The sequence below is a fragment of the Corynebacterium sp. 122RC1 genome (assembly GCF_024580955.1).
Classification (GTDB): Bacteria; Actinomycetota; Actinomycetes; order Mycobacteriales; family Mycobacteriaceae; genus Corynebacterium; species Corynebacterium kozikiae.
Window position 1 is genome coordinate 74,955 of sequence record NZ_JANIKD010000002.1, and the last position, 19,439, is coordinate 94,393.

The following is a 19,439-nucleotide window of genomic DNA, read 5'->3' on the forward strand; positions in this document are numbered from 1 at the left end:
AACGGATAGGGCTTTCCATGCTACCTGCGGGTAGGCTTTCGGCTATGGATACACCGGATTCAGATTCTCACTTGGGGGCGCAGGCGCGTAAAGCCGCCGCCCTGTACGGTTTGGCCCGCTTGGGGCTATTCCTCGCGCTGACCGTGGTGATTCAGGGCATCGCGATGGCCACCGGTGCCCCCGTGCCGCTGCTCATTTCCGCGACGCTCGCGTTGATCGTCGCCATGCCGCTGTCCATGTTCGTGTTCAAAGGCCTCCGCGAGCGCGCAGCCAGCGCCGTTGCCCTGTGGGACCAACAGCGCAAGGCCCGCAAGCAGTGGGTCAAGGAGGAGCTAGCCAAGCGCTAGTGCGGCCGTGGTCAGCAGCGCCCACACCACCATCGCGCGGCCCGTGGCCCCGAGCACGCCAATCAGCTCACGCCCCACCGCGCCCGCACGCACAGGCCGCGCCGCCACCAGCAGCAGAGGCGCTGCGGCGAGGCCCACAAGGCTCCAGGGGGTAGCCAGGGCAAGAAGTACCGACGCCACCACCGGGACCATCATCAGCACGGCGTAGAGCGTGCGCGTATGTGGGTCGCCCAGGCGGACGGCCAGCGTGATTTTGCCTGCCTCGGTGTCGGTGGGGATGTCGCGCAAATTGTTGATGAGGTTCACTCCGGCGCTCATCGAGCCGATCGCTACCGCGCACAGCAACCCCACCCAACTGACCACGCCGGCCTGCGTAAACTGCGTGCCCAACACCGCCACGAGCCCAAAGAACACGAACACCGCAACCTCGCCGAACCCCCGATACCCGTATGGATTCTCGCCGCCGGTGTAGAACCACGCCGCCACGATGCACCCGGCGCCCACCAGAATGAGCCACCACGAGCTCATGAGGGAGAGGGCGATGCCCGCGGCGCCGGCCACCCCAAAGGCTACGAACGCCGCGCGCTTCACATGCGCCGGCTTGGCGAGCCCCGAGCCCGTGAGGCGTAGTGGGCCGGTGCGGTCTTCGTCGGTGCCGCGGATGCCGTCGGAGTAGTCGTTGGCGTAATTGACGCCCACGATCAACGCCCACGCGACCACTGCGGCGAGCAGCGCCCGAGGCGCACTGAACCCCCCCTCATGAGCAGCGGCGCCGGAACCCACGATGACCGGCGCAAACGCATTCGCCCACGTGTGGGGTCGGGCCCCCTCAAGCCATTGAGCTGCGGTTGGGCCTTTGGATTGTTCAGCGTGCATGCGAACTATTGTCCCGCACAACGTGCGCCAGCCCAAAACCTCTAAAACAGCCCCGCCACCTTTTTGCGGTCCACTTTTCCAGGCCCCGCCAGCGGCAGCGCATCCACCTTGAGGATCTGTTTGGGGAGCTGCCAGCGCGGGTATTCGTCGAGCGCCTCAATGATGTCTGCCGGCGTGGCCGTTCCCTCATAGGCCAGGCACACCGCCTGCCCGAACCGCGCGTCCGACACGCCCACCACGCACACCCCGCGCACCCCGGGCACCGCCTGTACGGTGCGCTCTACCACCTCGGGGTGCAGCTTGAGACCACCCGTCACGATCACCGTATCCAGGCGGCCGGTGACCTCCAGGGTGCCGTCGGAAATTGCCCCCGTATCGCTGGTGGCAAACCAGCCGGGTTCGGAGAAGGCCTCATGGTTTGGGAGGTTGCGATACCCCTTGGCCACCATCGGGCCGCCCAGGAAAATGCGCTCGCCCGCGACCCGCACCCTCACGCCGGGCAGCGGCACGCCGTCGTACACGCAGCCGCCCGCCGTCTCCGAGGAGCCGTAGGTAGTAACCACGTGTATGCCCAGCTCAGCGGCCGCTAGCCGGTCCGCCGCGCGCAGGGGAGCGCCGCCGACGAGCACAGCGTCAAAGACCCTCAGCGCCTCGATGCCCTCCAACGTGTCCATCGCCTTCAGGAGCTGCAGCGGGGCGAGGGAGGTGTAGAGGCGGCCCGTGTGTGGCTCGGCGGCCAGCTCCTGCGCGGCGAGGCTAAATGCGGGGATGTGGAAGCCGGCGGAGACATCCAGGGCGGCGGGGGTGAAGCCACTGATCAGCGAGCGCACCAAAACCTGCAGGCCAGCGATGTGATCCGCGGGCATCGCAAGCAACCACTGGCCCTCGCCGCCCAAACGCTGGTGGGTTGCATCCGCCGAGGCCACCAAGTTGCGTGCCGTGAGCATCGCGCCCTTCGGCGTGCCCGTGGAGCCGGAGGTGGGGACCACGAGTGCCACGTCCTCATCAATCGGCGAGCCAGCGCGTTGGGTGCGGCGCAGCAGATCGGCACGGGCGGGGTCATGCGCCGGGACGGGCAGCAGGCTCCGCTTTCCGGCGATGGCCTCTTCAAGCGCGTCGAGCACCGCCGCCAGGTTGTTCGAGCTTACGCGCAAGGGTTCCAAAATCACAGGGTGATGCTACCAGCGTTTCGCGCCCCAACCAGGACACCTTTGGCCAAACGCGCACCGAAATCCCCAAAGGTGTCCCCCTAAGGGAACCGGGAGGCCGCGCGAGCAGTCCAAGTAGGTATGGAAATTCGTGTGTACACCACCTGGCAGTTGCGCCGGATGGGCCGCGGCAAGTCGGCGGTGGCTCGGGCGCTGCGCCAGGGCAAAATCTTCCGAGTCTTCCGCGGCGTCTACTCGCTGACAGCCGTAACGCCACTGGTCATGGCCCATGCGCTCGCCCTTCACCGCCCCGGCCTCATCTTCGAGGGCACCACCGCCCTCCAAATACACCGAGGCCACAGTCTCACCTTTCCCCTGCGGGCGCGGGTGGCGTCGGGAAGCGTGCGCCGCACCGGTTCCTTCGAGCTGCGCCGCAGCCGGCTTCGGCACCATGAAATTGTGGCGGGGCTGCCGGTGGTCAGCATTGCCGACGCCGCCCAGGCCACACTCAGGCAAGGCGAGCAGCGGGATTACAGGCTGCGGAAATTCGTGGAGAACGCCTACAAGGGCGAGGCCGGGGCGCGGGCGGTGCGCGATGACCTGCGGCGGATGGGGTGCGCGGTGAAGCGTGACCTGCGGGAGGCGATGGGCCGCGATTGGGTGCTCGGCGCGGACAGCGGGCTCGAGCGAGATTTCATCCGTGACCTGCGCAATGTGGGGCTGGACGTGCAGCCGCAGTTCCGCGTGGGCAGCTACCGCTGGGACGTGGGCTGCAGGAAGGCGCGGCTGGTGGTGGATGTGGATAGCGCCTTGTACCACCTCGAAAAAGACCGCGCCTTCTACGCCGACCGTTGGAAGACCAACGCGGCCCTGGCCGCCGGCTGGACTGCCCTGCGCGTCACCGACTCCTGCGTGGCCAGCCACCGTAAGGAGATTTTGGCCTTCTTCGGCGCACTTGCCGACTACCGCAAAGCCCACCCCCGCAAGCGCCTCAACGCCGACATCCTCCCACCCGTCTGGACCTGGCACGTCGAAATCCTGGCCCGCGAGGGCCTCTGACCTGCTCTTTCTTGGGGCGCCACTGTTTGAGTTAGTTGCGGGCGCCTCCTTTGGCGTGCCCGCTGGGGGCTGAGGTGCGCTTTTGTCCGGTGCCCGAGGGCGTTTTGTTGCTTGCCTGCCATGTTTCGGGCCGAGCCCTCTCTGTTTTGCGCCTTCGCTGGTGCGCGCCCGCGCCCTTAGCGGGACACCTTTTGGTTTTTCTGCACGGTTTTGGCGGAAGGTGTCCTGCTTGGGGCGTTTTGCTTTGGCTAGGGGTGCGTTTGGGGCCCCGGCACCGGCCCTGCTTCCACCCCTAGGTCTGTGGTCTACACCGGCATGCACCTCCGCCCGCGCCCTTAGCGGGACACTTTTTGGTTTTTCTGCACCCCTTCTGCCAAAAGTGTCCTGCCAAGGGCGGATAACCCACCGACTAGGCTGTATCACCATGGCGGATTTGCAGCGGATTGATGGTCTGGCCTCGGAGCTGGTCGCCCTCCAACGGCAGGCCAGCAGCTTTATTGAAGAGCTCGAGCAGGTGACGCCGGCGGCGGCCTCGTTCGAGCAAACGTTTATGGTGCCCATGAGGGATGCGATGTTTGTCGTGGTCCCGCGCAGCCAGGTGAAGCTGCCCCTCGCGCTGCAGGTCACCCAAGCGTTCGGCTTCGCGCCCGCAGATGTGCTCACCCAAGCAAAAGCCCAGCTCACGGCACTGGAATCAAGCCTCGGGTACCTCAAATTCCTCCGCGATCAAACCGTCGCCGCCACCCCCGCCCCGCGCGGCTTCCTCCGCTCACTCTTCAGCGGCCCGCCACCGTGGCCGGAACTCGACTCCTACGCCCGCGAAACCCAAGCCCTCGCACAGTCCGCGGAGACCTCGGCCCTCAAAGCAATGTTGCAGCTCTGGTCCCAGGTCACAAGCCATTCCGACGCCACCACCTCCCACCCAAACCAGCCCCTGCACCCGGACCTCCAGGCAGCCTTCACCTTCGCCGCCAGCCCCACCACAACCGCTACAACGGACACAACCGACACAACAACCACCCCCACAACCTGGTCACACCTGCCCGCGAGCTCCCCGCTCGGTAGTCTCGGCGCGTTCGAGGACCCCGCCGCCGCGCTGGTGCGGCAACTGTTCGGTGAACTTCGGGACCTGCGGGCGTGGGAACTCGTCGATAAGCTGCCGCTTGAGGCGCTGCGCGAGGCCACAACCGGAACGCTTCGGATGGGCGCGGAGGTGGAGTCGGCGGGGTTTCGGACGGTCGGGGATGTGCTGCGGGCGTCGGAGTATTCGCTGACGCAGGTGCCTGGGATCGGCCAGCAGACGGCGCAGCGGATGCGGGCGGCGGCGCAGACGCTGTTCAATGAGGAGCACAACGCGCGCGATTTCCGCATTTCGCCGCGCGGCCTGCCGCCGGAGCGCACCATCGTGGCCCTGCTGCGTGATTACGAGGCCCGCGCCGCCGAGCGTGCGTCGAGTGGGCAGGATTGGGCTGCGCTTGCCGACGCCCTCAGCCGTGCCACGTGGCCGAGCGATCCTGGGGGCTTCCTGTTGGGCAGCGCGGACTTGGCGCAGGAGCGCCGCTTTCATGCGGCGGTTCAGGAAGCGCGCGCGCAATTGGGGAGGGCGCTGCCGCCGGTAGGGGATGTGCAGGCGGCGTGGGAGGATTATCTTTCGCGCCCGGCGGCGTACCAGGGTTTGGTGTCCTCGCTGTTGCGCCTGGACGCGCCCGAGGCCGGGTTGGAGTTTCTGGACCAGCAGGCACTCCAGGCCATCAGGGAGCTGGATCTGAATATGTCCCTCATGAAGGACGTGTTCTTGCGCGGCTACCAGTTGTTCGGGGCAAAGTTCTCTGTGGTGCAGCGAAGGGTCTTGCTGGGCGATGAAATGGGCCTGGGCAAGACGCTGCAGGCTATCGCGGCGGCTGCCCACGTGAGTGCGGGGTTGCAGGCGCGCGCGGAGGTGGCGCGGGTGTTGGTGGTGGTGCCGGCGTCGTTGTTGCTGAATTGGAAGCGTGAGCTCGCGAAGTTCTCCCTCATGAGCACGTTTGTGGCGCACGGGGCAGTGCGGGAAGCTGCGGTGCATGCGTGGCGGCGCGAGGGCGGTGTGCTGGTGACCACCTTTGACACCTTGAAAACGCTGGATGTGGGCCAGCCGCAGATGGTGATTGTGGATGAGGCTCACATGGTGAAAAACCCCGCTGCGCAGCGTACTGTGGCCGTGCGCGGGGTGCTCGCCGGCGCGGAATACGCCCTGATGATGACCGGCACCCCGCTGGAAAACCGCAGGGAGGAGTTCGCCACGTTGGTGAGCTTCCTGGATGAGCAGGTGGGCAAGGAGGCGGCCCGCCAGGTGGCCCCGAGTGAGTTCCGCAAGGCGATTTCGCCGGTGTACCTGCGCCGCAATCAGGTGGACGTTTTGGACGAGCTCCCGCAGAAAGTGGAAAACGAGGAGTGGGTGGAGCTCAACGCCGCAGATCAGCAGCGCTATTTCGAGGCCATTCGGCAGGGCGCATGGATGGCGGCGCGGAGGGCTGCGATCGTGGCTGACGGCAGCCAAAACTCCGCGCCCACTTCGGCCAAACTGGAGCGCATACGGGAGCTGGTGGATGAAGCTCATGAGGATGGCAAGAATGTGCTGATCTTCAGCTATTTCCGCGATGTGCTGGATCTGCTGGCCAGGGAGTTTCAGGCGGTGTCGGTGGGTACGATCGATGGCTCGGTGCCGCCCGCGCGCCGCCAGGAGTACGTGGATGCGCTGGGCAAAGCGGGCCATGTGCTGCTCGCGCAGATCACCGCGGGCGGCGTGGGCCTGAACATCCAGCAGGCGAGCGTGGTGATTTTCACGGAGGTGCAGGTGAAGCCCAGCCTGGAGGATCAGGCGGTGGCGCGCGCGCATCGCATGGGGCAGATGGAGGTGGTGCAGGTGCATCGGATCATTGGCGACGACACCGTGGATGAGCGCCTCCTCGAAGTCACAGCCGAAAAGCGCGCGGTGTTCGACGAATTCGCGCGCCTTGCAAACTCGGCTCAAGTCTCCGATGCCAAAGATGTGAGCGAAATCAAAATCGCTCAGGAAATTATCAAGGCAGAGCGCGAGCGCCTGCGCATTTCCGACGCCACCGTGGTCACTATCGAAGAAGGTTAGAATGTCTGCCAGCTCGGCTTGTGCTCCAGCGCGTAGCGGTAGTACTCCAAGTTCTTGAGTTTGGCGGCGGCGGCTTCATCGACGATCACGGAGACGTGGTTGTGCATCTGCAGTGCCGACGCCGGGCAGTAGGCAGACACGGGTCCTTCCACCATCGCGGCGATGGCCTCTGCCTTGCCTTCGCCGAAGGCGAACATCACCAGGTGGCGGGCCTCCACGATGGTGCCAATTCCCTGGGTAAGCACATGGTGGGGGACCTGGGATTCGTCGCCGCCGAAGAAGCGTGAGTTGTCGCGCACGGTCGCCGGGTGGAGGGTCTTGATCCTGGTCCGGCTGCTCAGTGAGGAGCCGGGCTCGTTGAATGCGATGTGCCCGTCCGTGCCGATCCCTAGCACCTGCACATCAACGCCGCCGGCTGCGGCGATGGCGGCGTCGTAATCCGCGGCTGCCTGCTTGGGGTCTGTGGCGGTGCCGTCGGGGCTGTGGACGCGGGCGTCATCGATGTCGATGTGGCTGGTGAACTCGCGCCTGATCGTTTGGTAGTAGGTCTGCTCGTGTTCTTTGGGCAGGCCAACGTATTCGTCGAGGAGGAAAGCGGTGCAGTTGGCAAAGCTTAAGCCCTCCTCGCGGTGGCGTCGGATGAGCTCCTGGTAGGTGCCGATCGGGGTGGAGCCAGTGGCCAGTCCCAGGGTCTTGCCGGCCCTGACGTACCGTTCCAGGATGTCAGCGCCGATCCGTGCGGCCTCGTCTTGGCTGGTAATGATGATTTCCATGGTGCTTCCTTCCTAAACTTGTAGCTCGCCGCCGTAGTACACCCGCGTGTCTGTCCATGAGGTGGAAATGATGTCAGCCCGCATACCCACCTGCAGGTCACCGCGGTCTGTGAGTCCCAGCAGGCGGTGGCCGGTGGTGGCGGCGGTGATGACGGCTTGGGGGTCCAGGCCCGCGGTGATGTGGCGGCGCACTTGGTCGAACACATGAGAGGTGCCGCCGGCGATTGCGCCCAGGGTGCCGTCGTTGGTACTCAGGCGCGCTACGCCGTCCTGCACGGTCACTGCCAGCCGGCCAAGGATGTAGTGGCCATCGGCTTGGCCAGCCGCGCCCATGGCGTCCGAGACAAAGCTTGTGCGGCCTGCGCCGATGGTGCTGAGCACGAATTCCACGGTGTGGTCATCAAGGTGGACGCCGTCGGCCACCAGCTCCACCACGGCCAGGTCCTCGCCGGCTGCGCGCAGCAGGGCTGCCGCCGCGCCGGGATTGCGGTGGTGGATAGGGGGCATCGCGTTGAACAGGTGTGTTGCAGTGACCTGCACGCCGAGCTCAGCGGCGGTGCGCACGGCGGCGATGGTGGTGGGGAAATCGGCATCCGTGTGCCCAAAGCTGGCGATGATCCCATGTTCCGCGCACAGCTCAAGCAGCTCGCCAAGGTGTGCCGTTTCCGGCGCCAGGGTGACGCTGCGCAGGGTGCCCTGGGCCGCGTCGATCATGCGAGAGAACAGGGCGGGGTCGCCGGGGATGATCGCGGCTGGGTCTTGGGCGCCGCAGCGCAGCGTGTTCACGAAGGGCCCTTCCGCGTGGATCCCCACCATCGCCCCCTCATGAACAAGTTGGGCGAGCAGTTCCAGTTGCGGCAGGAGGAGTTCTTCGGGGAGGGAGACTGTGGACGCCAACAGGGTGGAAGTCCCGTGCGCTCGGTGGTGGAGTGCGGCGCTGCGGCAAGCGGAGAGGGGGTCGCTCGGGAAGGAGGCCCCGGCGCCGCCGTGATTGTGCAGGTCAGCTACGCCTGGCAGGAGGTAGCGCGGTTGCTCAGGTGCATCTGACGCCGGTACCTCTTCGATGCTGGTGATTATCCCGTGCTCCCATTCCACGCGCCGGTTGGGAAACACACCGCGTGGGGTGATGAGGGTGCCCGTCTCTTGCATGATCCGCCCCTACTTGCTGGCTGCTTGGCTCACGCTGTTGGCAAATTGGGCGGTCACAAACGCGACGTCCGTGATGGCGGTGCCCACGATGATCGCGTCCGCCCCGGCCTCGATGCCGAGCGCTGCCTGCTGCGGGGTGTGGAAGCGGCCTTCGCCGATGAGGAAGACGTCCTTGCCCAGAAGTTGCCGAATCTCCCGAATGAGCTCAAGGTCGGGGCCCTCGGTTTTGGCGCGGTGTTCGGTGTAGCCGGCCAGGGTGGTGGAGATGACGTCGGCGCCGGCCTGATGTGCGGCAACGGCCTCTTCGGCGGTGGCGATATCTGCCATGGCCAGCGCGTTGTGCTCGTGGACCGCGCGGACTTGCGCGGCAAAATCGGAGCCGTCCTGGCGCGGGCGGGCGGTGGCGTCAATCGCCACAACTGCGGCACCGGCCTGGGCAACGGCCACCGCGGAAGCAACGGAGGGGGTGATGTACACGCCGGTGTCGCCCTCTTTGGTGAGCCCAATCACGGGTACCTGCACCGCCTCTACCACGGCTTTGATGTCCTCCAGGCCGCCGTAGCCGCCGCAGCGGATGGCGGTGGAGCCCCCGGCCTCAGCGGCGCGGGCCAAAAAGGCGATGGTGCGGGTATCGCGCAGGACGTGGCCGGTGGGTGCCTGCGCAGACACGATGAGCGTGCCGCGCACCTGTTGAATAAACGTTTGCAGATCCATGATGTTTCCTTTGAGTTCTTAAGGGAGAAGTAGGCTGGCTGCGCCGATGATGGGGGCTTGGGGGCCAAGCGTGGCGACGCGCACAGGCACCTGGTCCATGGGTGGGATCGCGCCTGCGCGGACCCCGCGGGCAAAGGGTTCAGTGACAAACTCGCCGATGCCAGTCACGCCGCCGCCGAGTACGATGGCGTCAACGTCGATGGCGGAGGCGAAGCCGCCGATGGCCTCGCCGGCGCAGAAGAACAGTTCCGCCACAAACTCCCCCTCATGAGCACCACCGGGTGCGGCGATGCGGTCCATGATTTCGTGGAGGTCGTGCGCTTGCGGCCACCTGCCCGTGGCGTTGTATTGGCGCGCTACACCGGTGCCGGAGGCGAAGTCTTCGATCAGTGCGGCTTGACCATTCGGCAACCTGCCGTAGAGTCTGCGCAGTTCACCGGCGGTGTGGTGCGGTGAGCTCATGAGGGAGTGGTTGCGGACGATCGCGCCGCCCACCCCGGTGCCCAAACTGCAGAACAGAATGTTGGCGAATTCCCGCCCGGCGCCGAATCGTGCCTCGCCGAGCCCGAGCACGCGGACGTCGTTGTGCACTGCCACCGGCAGCCCGAATGCGCGCTCGACTTCCTGTTTGATCTGGGTGCCCGCCCAGCCCGCCATGGTGGGGCCGGAAGAGACAACCTGCCCTGTGCTGGGGTCGATCACCCCCGGGGCGCCGATGCCGATGCCCGCCTTGGGGGCGTCGGAAAGCTCGAGCGCTTGCGCGATCGCCTCCAGCACCCCGGTGATCGCGTTGCTGCGCGGGGTGGGGATGCGCAGCTCGGCGGTGACGTGGGGCTGACCTGCGGCGTCGAGGGAGACGGTGCCTGCGGCGATTTTTGTGCCGCCGACGTCCACACCAATGATTGTGCTCATGATTGCTCCCCGGAAGCCTCGGTGGGTGAGTGGGCGATCTTGGCGGCGATCGCCCTGCGCAGCGGCTCGTAGTGGGTGTGCACAAGCTGCTTGTATTCCTCGGCATCGCCGCGCTGGAGGGCCTGGACCATGTGCTCGTGAGCTTCCACGGTGGTGCGCATGTCCTCTGGGGGGCTCACCCCGAGCAAAGGGTTGGTGACGTTGTGGATTTCCCACATGGCCAGGGAGAGCTCCCGAATCAGCGGGTTGGGGAGGTCCTTGAGAAGGGCTTTGTGGAAGTTGTGGTCCTCCTCGGTAAACGGCTGGCCGGCTTCATACTTCTGCCGCATCTGCTCCACCAGCGCCTCTAGGTGGGAGACGTCCTGGTTGTGGAACTGGGCCGCGAGCGCGTCTGCCACCGCCATGTCAAGGATCACGCGGGTGTCCACTACATGCGAGAGGTTGACCAGCGCGAGCTCCTCGTTCAGCGTGAGCCGCAAAATCAGGCCGTTGACCAGAGGGGCCAGGGACATCTTGCCCACGAAGGTGCCCGTGCCGTGGCGGACCTCCAGCACGTCTAGGGAGACGAGGGTGCGGATCGCCTCGCGCACCGAGGAGCGGGAGACCCCCAACTGTTCGCAGATCGCAGACTCGGAGGGGAGGGGGTCGCCGGTGGTGAGGCCTTGGGTGCGGATGTACTGCTCGATGGCCTTCGTGGTGCTCGCGGCGCTGCTGGGTGCTTTTGCTGTGGGTGCTTTTGCTGTGGGCGGCGTGGGCTGGAGCAGGGGATCATCTGGTCTGCTCATGGTGGCTTCTTTCGTTCGGGGCAGTGAGTGATGTTGAGGTTATCGGCGTTGGGGCAGTGCGGCAGTGTGGCAGTGTGGCTGAGGTCTTTGCGGGTCACTAGGGCCTGTTGAGCGATATTTTTAACCCTCACACTTTTGGGGGACACTCGCTTTTGGTGCTCTGACCTGGGCGAATGTGCTGATGTGAAAAATCCTATCACAAAACCCTAGTAGTTGTCTGACGTCTGATGTATCGTGCAAAGTGACCATAAAGTGACCATGTAACAGAGCTGTAGCAGAGCTGACGTGAGCGTTTTGGTTGCACCTCCAGTGCCCGCACAGGACGGAAACTGCACGGAAACTGCGAGTGCGAAAACTGCATACAGGAACTTTGGACCTTGTGGTGATCGGTGCGCGCGAACAAGCGAGCATCGGAGCGCAAAAGTTTTGGGTCGCAAGGTGTCAAAAGGTTCCGCATCAAATTTGAGTTACCTTTTTTGATTGTCTTCATCTGGGAAAGGACTACCCTCATGAGTTCCACAAACGAGCGGATGTTCACGCGCCGCGACTTCTTCAAGTTCTCCGGTGCCTTCGGTGCCGCTGCAGGTTTGGCCGTGGCGGTTTCCGCTTGTGCGCCAGCAGACACGAACTCCAGCGCTGGCCAGGCCTCCACTGGCGCGGATGCGTCGGCACTGAACGAGGACGGCACCATCACCGCCGCCATCTCCTACGAGCTCGGCACCAACGGCTACGACCCAATGGTCACCAGCGCCGCGCTCACCGTCGCCGCCAACTGGCACACCCTTGAGGGCCTCACTGAGATCGACGCCGCCACCGGCGAAACCTACGCAGCCCTCGCATCCACCATGCCAACCGCCAACGGCACCACCGCCGAGGTGCAGCTCCGCGAAGGCGCCAAGTTCCACGACGGCACCGACGTCACCGCAGAAGACGTGGTCTTCTCCTTCCAGCGCGTCCTCGATCCGGCAAACAACTCCCTCTACGCCAGCTTCATCCCATTCATTACCGACGTCACCGCCAAGGACGATCGAACCGTAGAGTTCACCCTGGCCCACGAGGTGGGTGTGTTCGCGGATCGTCTTGCCGTAGTGAAGATCGTGCCAAAAGCTGCTGTTGAAGCAGACCCAGATGCCTTCTCCGCCAACCCAGTGGGCACCGGCCCATACCGCATGACGGAAAATGGTGCGAACAAGACCATCCGCTTTGAGCGCTTTGATGACTACACCGGCCCTCGCCCTGCTCGCGCAGCCAAGATGGAGTGGCAGATCATCCCAGATCCTTCCACCCGCACCAACGCACTGCAGTCCAAGACCGTGCAGGCCATCGATTCCGTGCCGTACCTCTCCATCGACCAGCTCAAGGCAACCGACACCGTGGAGTCGGTCCAGGGCTTCGGTCTTCTGTTCGCCATGTTCAACAATGAGGCTGGCAACCCGTTCGCTGACGTGCGCAACCGCCAGGCATTCCTCTACGCGATTGACATGGGCAAGGTCATCCAGACCGGCCTTTCCGACCAGGCAACGCCTGCAACTTCCTTCCTCCATGAGGAGCACCCGAATTACAAGCGGGCCGCAAACGTGTACTCATTCGACCAGGCCCGCGCACGCGAGCTGTTTGCTGAGACCGGTCTGACCAAGATGCGCCTTCTGTGCACCGACCACGACTGGGTTCGCAAGTGCACCCCGCTCATCCAGGAGTCCCTGGTGGCTGCCGGCATCGAAGTGGAGTTCACGGAGAAGAAGTCCGCGGACGTCTACAACACCATCGACGGTGTGCCAGGTGCATACGACGTTGTGATCGCCCCAGGTGACCCAAGCGTGTTTGGCACCGACCCAGACCTGCTCATGCGCTGGTGGTACGCAGCAGACACCTGGACGGACACCCGTATGCACTGGAAGGGCTCTGCAGAGTACGAGCAACTCCAGACCATCCTCGCAGAGGGTCTTGAGGCAACTGACTCCGCAACCCAAGAGCAGAAGTGGGGCGAGGCCTTTGACCTCATCTCCGAGGCCGTGCCTCTCTACCCACTGTTCCACCGCAAGACCCCAACCGCTTGGGACGGCACCACCTTGGTGGACTTCAAGCCAATCTCCGTGACCGGCTTGACCTTCGTCGGTGTTGGTTCCACCAAGTAACAACACCGTTGCACGTAACGCTGCTGTAGAACCCAGCTAAGGAGACCGCCGCCAACACTCATTGCCCATAAGAGCGCAAGTGTTGGCGGCGTTGCAATTCGCGCCTGTCCATGAGGGCTGGGTGTATGGATCACATGCTTTGAACTCGTAAAGGACCTCCCCATGTCAAACCTCATCCGGCTGATTGGGCGCCGCCTCGTGGCGTTGCCGATCATGATCCTCGGTGTGACATTCCTTGTGTTCTTCATTATGTCCTTCAGTCCGGCGGACCCCGCCCGCTTGGCCTTGGGTGAGTCCGCTTCACTCAAGGCCCTTGAGGATTACCGTGAAGCACATGGTTTGAATGACCCATTGCTGGTGCAGTACGGCCGCTTCCTGGTCAATATGTTCCAGGGAGATTTGGGAACCACCTCGGGTAATACCCCGGTGACGGACATTATCGCCCGCGCGTTCCCAATCACCTTGCAGCTCACCTTCCTTGGGTTGATCATCGCCACCGTGTTCTCCCTGGTGTTCGGCGTGATTGCGGCGCTGTACCGGGACCGCTGGCCAGACCAGGTGATCCGCGTGTTCTCCATCGCGGCGCTGGCAACCCCGAGTTTCTGGTTGGCCATCCTGCTGATCCAGTGGCTGGGGACTATTCCGGGCGGTTGGGGAGTGTTCCCTGCGTTGGTGACCGCGTGGACGAAGTTCACGGAAAATCCGGCGGTGTACTTGAACAACATGTTCTTGCCGGCTCTAGCGTTGGCGGTGCCTGTGGCGGGTTCGCTGACCCGCGTGGTGCGCACCGCCATGGTGGAGGAGCTGGATAAAGACTATGTGCGCACCGCCATCGGTTCCGGCATTCCTTACCGCGAGGTGGTGTCTCGTAACGTGCTGCGCAACGCGCTGATCACCCCAATTACGGTGCTCGGTTTGCGCGTCGGTTACCTCATGGGTGGTGCGGTGATCATTGAGATCATCTTCAACATCCAGGCTATGGGTCAGCTCATCCTGGACGGTGTGACGCGAAACGACGTCTACCTGGTTCAAGGCGTGACGCTCACCGTGGCCATTGCCTTCATCATTATCAACATCGTTGTTGACATGCTGTACGTGCTTGTCAACCCACGCATCAGGAGCATCTAATGCGCCGAAACCTGACTGAAAAACTCGAATCCAAAGCAGGCAACCGCTTTGCGGGAATCAAGAGTTTGCCGCTGATTTCCAAGATCGCATTGGTGTTCCTGCTGCTGATTGCTTGCCTGGCTGTGTTCGCTCCGCTGGTGACCTCCCACAGCCCACTGGCCTCCGGCGTTCCGGTGCAGCCACCGAGCGCGGAGCACTGGTTTGGTACCGATGCCATTGGGCGTGACATCTTTGCTCGCGTTGCCTACGGCGCCCGTGCCTCACTCATCATTGGTTTGTGCGCAACACTTTCCGCGCTCGCCGTTGCTGCGGTGCTCGGCTCGATAGCCGCAACCTCCAACAAAGCGGTGTCTGAGGTGCTCATGCGCATCCTGGACATCATCATGAGCTTCCCCGGCATTGCCCTGGCAGCGGTGTTTGTTGCGGTCTTTGGCACGTCGTTACCCGTGATCGTCTTTGCCATCGGCTTCCTGTACGTTCCGCAGCTCTCCCGCGTGGTGCGCGCGAATATTATCAGCGAGTTCGGTGAAGATTATGTGTCTGCCGCCAAGGTGATGGGCGCGCGTGTCCCGCACATCCTCATCAAGCATGTTGCACGCAATACAATCGCCCCGATCGCCGTATTCGCCACGGTGCTGGTTGCAGACGCCATCGTTTTTGAGGCCTCCCTGTCCTTCATCAACGCCGGCGTGAAGCCACCGGAGCCATCCTGGGGCAACATCCTTGCCGACGGCAAGCAGGTGCTGCTCTCCGGCGCGTGGTGGCCAACCTTCTTCCCAGGCCTGATGATCCTGCTCACGGTGCTCAGCCTGAATATTCTCTCCGAAGGCCTTACCGATGCCCTCGCCTCGCCGCGCATCAAGCGCACGGCAAAGGTTGCGGACGACGACCCCACGATCGATTCCCGCAATACCCTGGGGTCGCTCAGCGAGGAAGAGGCACAGGAATCGCTCAACACCTCGCTGCATGCGCTGCAGGTAGCGGAGCAAAACGAGGACCGCCGCCTTAACTACGCGAAGCCGGAAGAGCCCCTCATCGAGGTGCGCAACCTTTGCATTGCCTTCCCAGAGGCCCACGGTGACGTCAACATTGTGGACAACGTGAACTTCACCGTCTCCCCAGGTCAGACCATGGGCCTGGTGGGCGAGTCCGGCTGTGGTAAATCCCTGGTGTCGCTGGCCATCATGGGCCTGCTGCCCAAGACCGCCCGCATCACCGGCGAGATCCTCTACGACGGCAAAAACCTCCTGGACCTCAAGCCGGAGGAGCGCAATGCCCTGCGCGGTCATGAGATGGCCATGATCTACCAGGACGCACTGAGCTCACTCAATCCGTCTATGCTGATCAGCGCCCAGATGCACCAGCTCATCAGGCGCGGCGGGAAGCGCAGCGCGGAGGAATTGCTGGAGCTGGTGGGCCTGGACCCCGTGCGTACCCTGAAGTCCTACCCTCATGAGCTCTCCGGCGGCCAACGCCAGCGCGTTCTTATCGCAATGGCGCTGACCCGCAACCCACGCCTGCTCATTGCCGACGAACCCACCACCGCCCTGGACGTCACCGTGCAGCGCCAGGTTGTGGACCTGCTCAACGAGCTGCGTGAAAGCCTCGGCTTCTCCATGATCTTTGTGAGCCACGACCTCGCTCTGGTGGCAAAGTTGGCCCACAAGATCACCGTGATGTACGCCGGCCAGGTGGTGGAGCAAGCCAACACCAGGGAGCTGCTGGAGCACCCAACCCACGAGTACACCAGAGGCTTGCTCGGCGCCGTGCTCAGTATCGAATCTGGCGCCAAGCGCCTCTACCAGGTGCCCGGGACGGTGCCCAGCCCGAGGGAGTTCGTGGCGGGAGACCGCTTTGCTCCACGATCCTCCACCCCAACGCTGGGGATAACTCAAAAACCACTGCTACGCCAAGTGGGCGCAACCGGCACACACCACGTTGCAATCACTGACGAGCTGCTGGAGCTGCGCCGTGAAGAACTCATCGGCGCGGGCACCCCAGAATCCTTGCTTCAACCCGCCGCACTGCTCAAGGACGGTGACTAGCCATGACCACAGCACATACGCCGCAGACCGCACATACAGCGCAGAAGGCCAAATCCCCAATCGTGGAAACACGAAACATGAACGTGATCCACAAGACCCGCACGGGCAAGCTGTTTCGCCCAGACACTGTGCACGCCAACAAGGACGTGAACTTCCACGTCCACCGCGGCGAGGTTGTGGGCATCGTGGGTGAGTCGGGCTGTGGCAAGTCCACGCTGGCCAGGGTGCTTGTTGGTCTGCAAAAGCCAACAAGCGGCGAGGTGTACTTCAACGGACAGCTCATGAGGGGAGGGGCGCGGCAGCGTAAGGAGCTCGGCCGCACCGTCTCCGTGGTCTTCCAGGACCCGGCAACCGCGCTGAACCCTCGCATGACGGTGAAGGAGCAGCTCCTCGACCCGCTGCACGTCCACCACGTTGGTGATGAGAAGTCCCGGATGAAGCGCGTCCAGGTGCTGCTGAGCCTGGTGGGCTTGCCGCAGTCGGCGCTCGACGTCCTGCCGCGGCAGATCTCGGGCGGCCAGCGCCAGCGCGTGGCAATCGCCCGCGCCCTCGCGCTCGAGCCGGATCTCATCATTGCCGACGAACCCACCTCAGCCCTTGACGTCTCTGTGCGCGCCCAGGTGCTCAACCTGCTCACGGACCTCCGCTCGGAGTTGGGCTTGGGTTTGGTGTTCATTTCCCATGACATCAACACGGTGCGCTACGTCTCTGACCGCATGTGCGTGATGCTCAAGGGGGAAATCATTGAGGAACAACCCACTGAACAGCTTTTTAGCAACCCTCAGCAGGAGTACACGCGCACGTTGCTCGCTGCTACCCCAACCCTGATTTAAACCGCTTTTCCGCCTGGGAACCTTGTTTCCTGCGGCGCCCTGGCTGCGTCGGAGGTCTTCTTGGCAATCTTCCCAGCGCAGGAAGCACTACCTCTAAGGAGTGAGATGTCTTCAATAGTTCATGGCGTGGTGCCTCCGGTGGTCACCCCGCTGCACGCTGACCGAACGGTCGATTATCAGGGGCTTTCCGCGGTGGTGGATCACCTGCTCGCGGGTGGGGTGCACGGCCTGTTCGTGCTGGGTTCCTCCGGCGAGGTGGCGTTCCTGAGTGACGAGGACCGCGAGGCGGTGATCACTGCGGTGGTGGAGCAGGTGCAGGGGCGCGTGCCGGTGTACGCCGGAGTGATTGACATGCAAACCAACCGCGTGATCCAGCACATTCGCGCCGCTGAGCGCGCCGGGGTGGATGCAGTGGTTGCAACCGCGCCGTTCTACGCGATCACTGGCCCCGTTGAGGTGGAGGAGCATTTCCGGCAGTTGCACGCGGCGACGTCGCTGCCGATCATCGCCTATGACATCCCCGTGTGCGTCCACACAAAGCTCAGCCCGGAGATGCTGGTGCGCCTCGGCGTGGATGGCGTGCTCGCGGGCGTGAAGGATTCCTCCGGCGACGACGTCTCCTTCCGCCGCCTGGCCGCCCAAAACAAGGCAGCCGGCCACCCATTGACGCTGCTCACCGGCCATGAGGTGGTTGTGGACGGCGCATACATGGCGGGTGCCGACGGCTGCGTCCCCGGCCTGGGCAACGTGGATCCGGCCGGCTACGTCCGAATGTGGGACGCCTACCAAGCCGGCGACTGGGAGACGGTCCGCCAGGAGCAAGACCGCCTGGCCGCGCTGTTTGAGATCGTGTTCCAACCTGTGGGCAAGGTCGGCCCGGCCGCGGGCGTGGGCGCGTTCAAAACGGCCCTAGAGCTCATGGGGGTCATCGAGAGCAATCTCATGTCCCAGCCGTTGCCCCCAATTTCCGACGCCCCCAGCCGCCAAGCTATCACCGAGATCCTCCGGGGCGCCGGGGTGCTCTAGCGGTGCTGTCCTATCTGCGCGCGGGCAGGCCAGTTCCGGAATCGGAATTGGAGCCTGGGCTTGGGCTTCCGCTTCGGGGGCGGCTGATCGCCCTGCACGGGGTGACGGACTCCGCCGCTTCCCTGTGCGGGATCGCCGGGCACTTCGGAGACCAGTGGGATGTGTTGCTGGTGGACCACCTGGGTCACGGCCTTTCGCCACGGTTGAGCCCGGCCCAGCTTGAGGCCCCTATTCAGGCGATGGTGGAGGCCGCGGAGCAGCTGCTCGAGGAGCTGAACCTGCCAGCCGCACCCACCTTGCTGTGGGGTCATTCCATGGGAGGGGCAGTGGCAGCCCACCTCGCCGTGCGCCATCCCGAGTGGTTCACCGCCCTGGTCCTGGAGGACCCGGCGTTGCTCACCGAGAGCCAGTACGAGCAGTATCGGCAGGCGGGCACTCGGGAGCTCACCGAGTTTCAACGCGCCGACCTCCCCGCGGCCATCAGTCGGCTCACCTCGGCCTACCCACACTGGTCCGCTGCGGAGGTGGCTGGCTGGGCCCAAGGCAAAGCACAGGTGGATTTGGAGTTTTTAGCAACGGGAATCGTCGGCGAGCTTGACCCACATCTGGACCTACTGGATCAGCTCCAGACTCCCACGCTGCTTCTCACCGGCGACGCCCCCGACGTCCTCATCGGCCCCAACCGCCTCGCAGACGCACCGGCCCATGTGCAGACCGTCCTCATCCCGCAGGCCTCACACACCGTGCGGCGCGACCAGCCGGGGGCGGTCTATACAGCAGTAGAAGCCTTCATCCCCTCATGGACAAATCTGCTACCGCCGCCGCTGGAGGAGGGGAGGACAGAAGCTGAACGCCCCCGTTAGTACGGCTTCGGCGGGTGCCCGGAGGCGATGGACACGCGGTTAAAGGCGTTCATGGTCACCACCACCCACTCCAGGGCAGCCACCTGCTCCTCGGCAAAGACTTTGCAGGCCTGCAGGGCGGCGTCGCCGTTGCGTTGGCCTTCGGGCAGCAGGGTGAGTTGCTCAGCGAGTGTGAGGGCGGCACGTTCCTGCTCGGTGTAGAGCTCTTCGGCTTCACGCCAAGCCACCAGGAGGTCCAACTTCACCTCGGCCACCCCGGCCTTGCGGGCGCGCGGAGTGTGGATGGAAAGGCAATACGCGCAGCGGTTGAGCTGGCTCACACGAACGCACACAAGCTCCACTAACGCGTTCGAAAGGTCCACATCGGGGTAGAGGTCGCGCAGCTTCGCGCCCGCCCCGACCAGTTGCTTATACACATCGGGGAAATACTTATCCAAGAACGGGGTCTTGGGTTCATTGGCTGGTGTAGTCATCGTGTCTCCAGTTCAGGGCGCAGGGCTCACAAACGCAGGGCTCACAAAC

General features: G+C 64.1%; 17 protein-coding genes. 9 read left to right on the forward strand and 8 right to left on the reverse strand.

Going from position 1 to position 19,439, the window contains the following annotated elements; genetic code table 11:
* Positions 1-44: 44 nt before the first annotated feature.
* Complete coding sequence (locus NQ050_RS01275; RefSeq protein WP_257037441.1) at positions 45-347, forward strand: DUF4229 domain-containing protein; 303 nt, start codon at positions 45-47, stop codon at positions 345-347.
* Here NQ050_RS01275 and NQ050_RS01280 read toward each other — a convergent pair.
* A complete protein-coding gene (locus NQ050_RS01280) occupies positions 333-1,223 on the reverse strand; it encodes a 1,4-dihydroxy-2-naphthoate polyprenyltransferase (RefSeq protein WP_257037442.1) in 891 nt (296 codons plus the stop codon). The genes NQ050_RS01275 and NQ050_RS01280 overlap by 15 nt on opposite strands.
* Before the next feature lie 41 nt (positions 1,224-1,264).
* Complete coding sequence (menE, locus tag NQ050_RS01285; protein WP_257037443.1) at positions 1,265-2,392, reverse strand: o-succinylbenzoate--CoA ligase; 1,128 nt, start codon at positions 2,390-2,392, stop codon at positions 1,265-1,267.
* A 120-nt stretch (positions 2,393-2,512) separates the two neighbouring features.
* Between menE and NQ050_RS01290 the strand changes: the two genes are divergently transcribed.
* Both NQ050_RS01290 and NQ050_RS11185 read left to right on the forward strand, forming a co-directional pair.
* A complete protein-coding gene (locus NQ050_RS01290) occupies positions 2,513-3,430 on the forward strand; it encodes an endonuclease domain-containing protein (RefSeq protein ID WP_257037444.1) in 918 nt (305 codons plus the stop codon).
* 424 nt (positions 3,431-3,854) lie between these two features.
* Entirely contained in the window at positions 3,855-6,554 is a 2,700-nt protein-coding gene (locus NQ050_RS11185; protein ID WP_306428453.1) for a DEAD/DEAH box helicase, read from the forward strand.
* On the opposite strand, the gene nagB is transcribed toward NQ050_RS11185, so the two are convergent.
* From nagB to NQ050_RS01325, 5 genes are read right to left on the reverse strand one after another with little or no spacing between them, the layout of a single operon-like run.
* A complete protein-coding gene (gene nagB, locus NQ050_RS01305; RefSeq protein WP_257037445.1) occupies positions 6,551-7,327 on the reverse strand; it encodes a glucosamine-6-phosphate deaminase in 777 nt (258 codons plus the stop codon). The genes NQ050_RS11185 and nagB overlap by 4 nt on opposite strands.
* 12 nt (positions 7,328-7,339) lie before the next feature.
* A complete protein-coding gene (locus tag NQ050_RS01310) occupies positions 7,340-8,479 on the reverse strand; it encodes an amidohydrolase family protein (protein WP_257037557.1) in 1,140 nt (379 codons plus the stop codon).
* A gap of 6 nt (positions 8,480-8,485) precedes the next feature.
* Positions 8,486-9,190, reverse strand: coding sequence for an N-acetylmannosamine-6-phosphate 2-epimerase (locus NQ050_RS01315; protein WP_257037446.1), 705 nt, complete (start codon positions 9,188-9,190; stop codon positions 8,486-8,488).
* A gap of 18 nt (positions 9,191-9,208) precedes the next feature.
* Entirely contained in the window at positions 9,209-10,102 is an 894-nt protein-coding gene (locus NQ050_RS01320; RefSeq protein ID WP_257037448.1) for an ROK family protein, read from the reverse strand.
* Positions 10,099-10,887, reverse strand: a complete 789-nt coding sequence (locus NQ050_RS01325) for a FadR/GntR family transcriptional regulator (RefSeq protein ID WP_257037449.1) — start codon at positions 10,885-10,887, stop codon at positions 10,099-10,101. The genes NQ050_RS01320 and NQ050_RS01325 overlap by 4 nt, the downstream gene beginning before the upstream one ends.
* A gap of 509 nt (positions 10,888-11,396) precedes the next feature.
* Here NQ050_RS01325 and NQ050_RS01330 point away from each other — a divergent pair.
* The 6 genes from NQ050_RS01330 to NQ050_RS01355 all read left to right on the forward strand — a co-directional run bounded on the left by NQ050_RS01330 (position 11,397) and on the right by NQ050_RS01355 (position 18,917).
* The gene (locus NQ050_RS01330) at positions 11,397-13,022 is read left to right on the forward strand and encodes an ABC transporter substrate-binding protein (RefSeq protein ID WP_257037450.1); all 1,626 of its coding nucleotides are present in this window, start codon (positions 11,397-11,399) and stop codon (positions 13,020-13,022) included.
* A gap of 162 nt (positions 13,023-13,184) precedes the next feature.
* Positions 13,185-14,150: an ABC transporter permease gene (locus NQ050_RS01335; RefSeq protein WP_257037451.1), complete on the forward strand. Its 966-nt coding sequence runs from the start codon at positions 13,185-13,187 to the stop codon at positions 14,148-14,150.
* A complete protein-coding gene (locus tag NQ050_RS01340) occupies positions 14,150-16,195 on the forward strand; it encodes a dipeptide/oligopeptide/nickel ABC transporter permease/ATP-binding protein (RefSeq protein ID WP_257037452.1) in 2,046 nt (681 codons plus the stop codon). The genes NQ050_RS01335 and NQ050_RS01340 overlap by 1 nt, the downstream gene beginning before the upstream one ends.
* 77 nt (positions 16,196-16,272) lie before the next feature.
* On the forward strand, positions 16,273-17,028 hold the full coding sequence (locus NQ050_RS01345; RefSeq protein WP_373456392.1) for an ABC transporter ATP-binding protein: 756 nt from the start codon (positions 16,273-16,275) through the stop codon (positions 17,026-17,028).
* Positions 17,029-17,133: 105 nt separating this feature from the next.
* On the forward strand, positions 17,134-18,054 hold the full coding sequence (locus NQ050_RS01350) for a dihydrodipicolinate synthase family protein (protein ID WP_257037454.1): 921 nt from the start codon (positions 17,134-17,136) through the stop codon (positions 18,052-18,054).
* 2 nt (positions 18,055-18,056) lie between these two features.
* Positions 18,057-18,917, forward strand: a complete 861-nt coding sequence (locus NQ050_RS01355; RefSeq protein WP_257037455.1) for an alpha/beta fold hydrolase — start codon at positions 18,057-18,059, stop codon at positions 18,915-18,917.
* Here NQ050_RS01355 and NQ050_RS01360 read toward each other — a convergent pair.
* On the reverse strand, positions 18,914-19,390 hold the full coding sequence (locus NQ050_RS01360; protein WP_257037456.1) for a carboxymuconolactone decarboxylase family protein: 477 nt from the start codon (positions 19,388-19,390) through the stop codon (positions 18,914-18,916). The two genes, NQ050_RS01355 and NQ050_RS01360, sit on opposite strands and share 4 nt — an antisense overlap.
* Between the last annotated feature and the right edge of the window lie 49 nt (positions 19,391-19,439).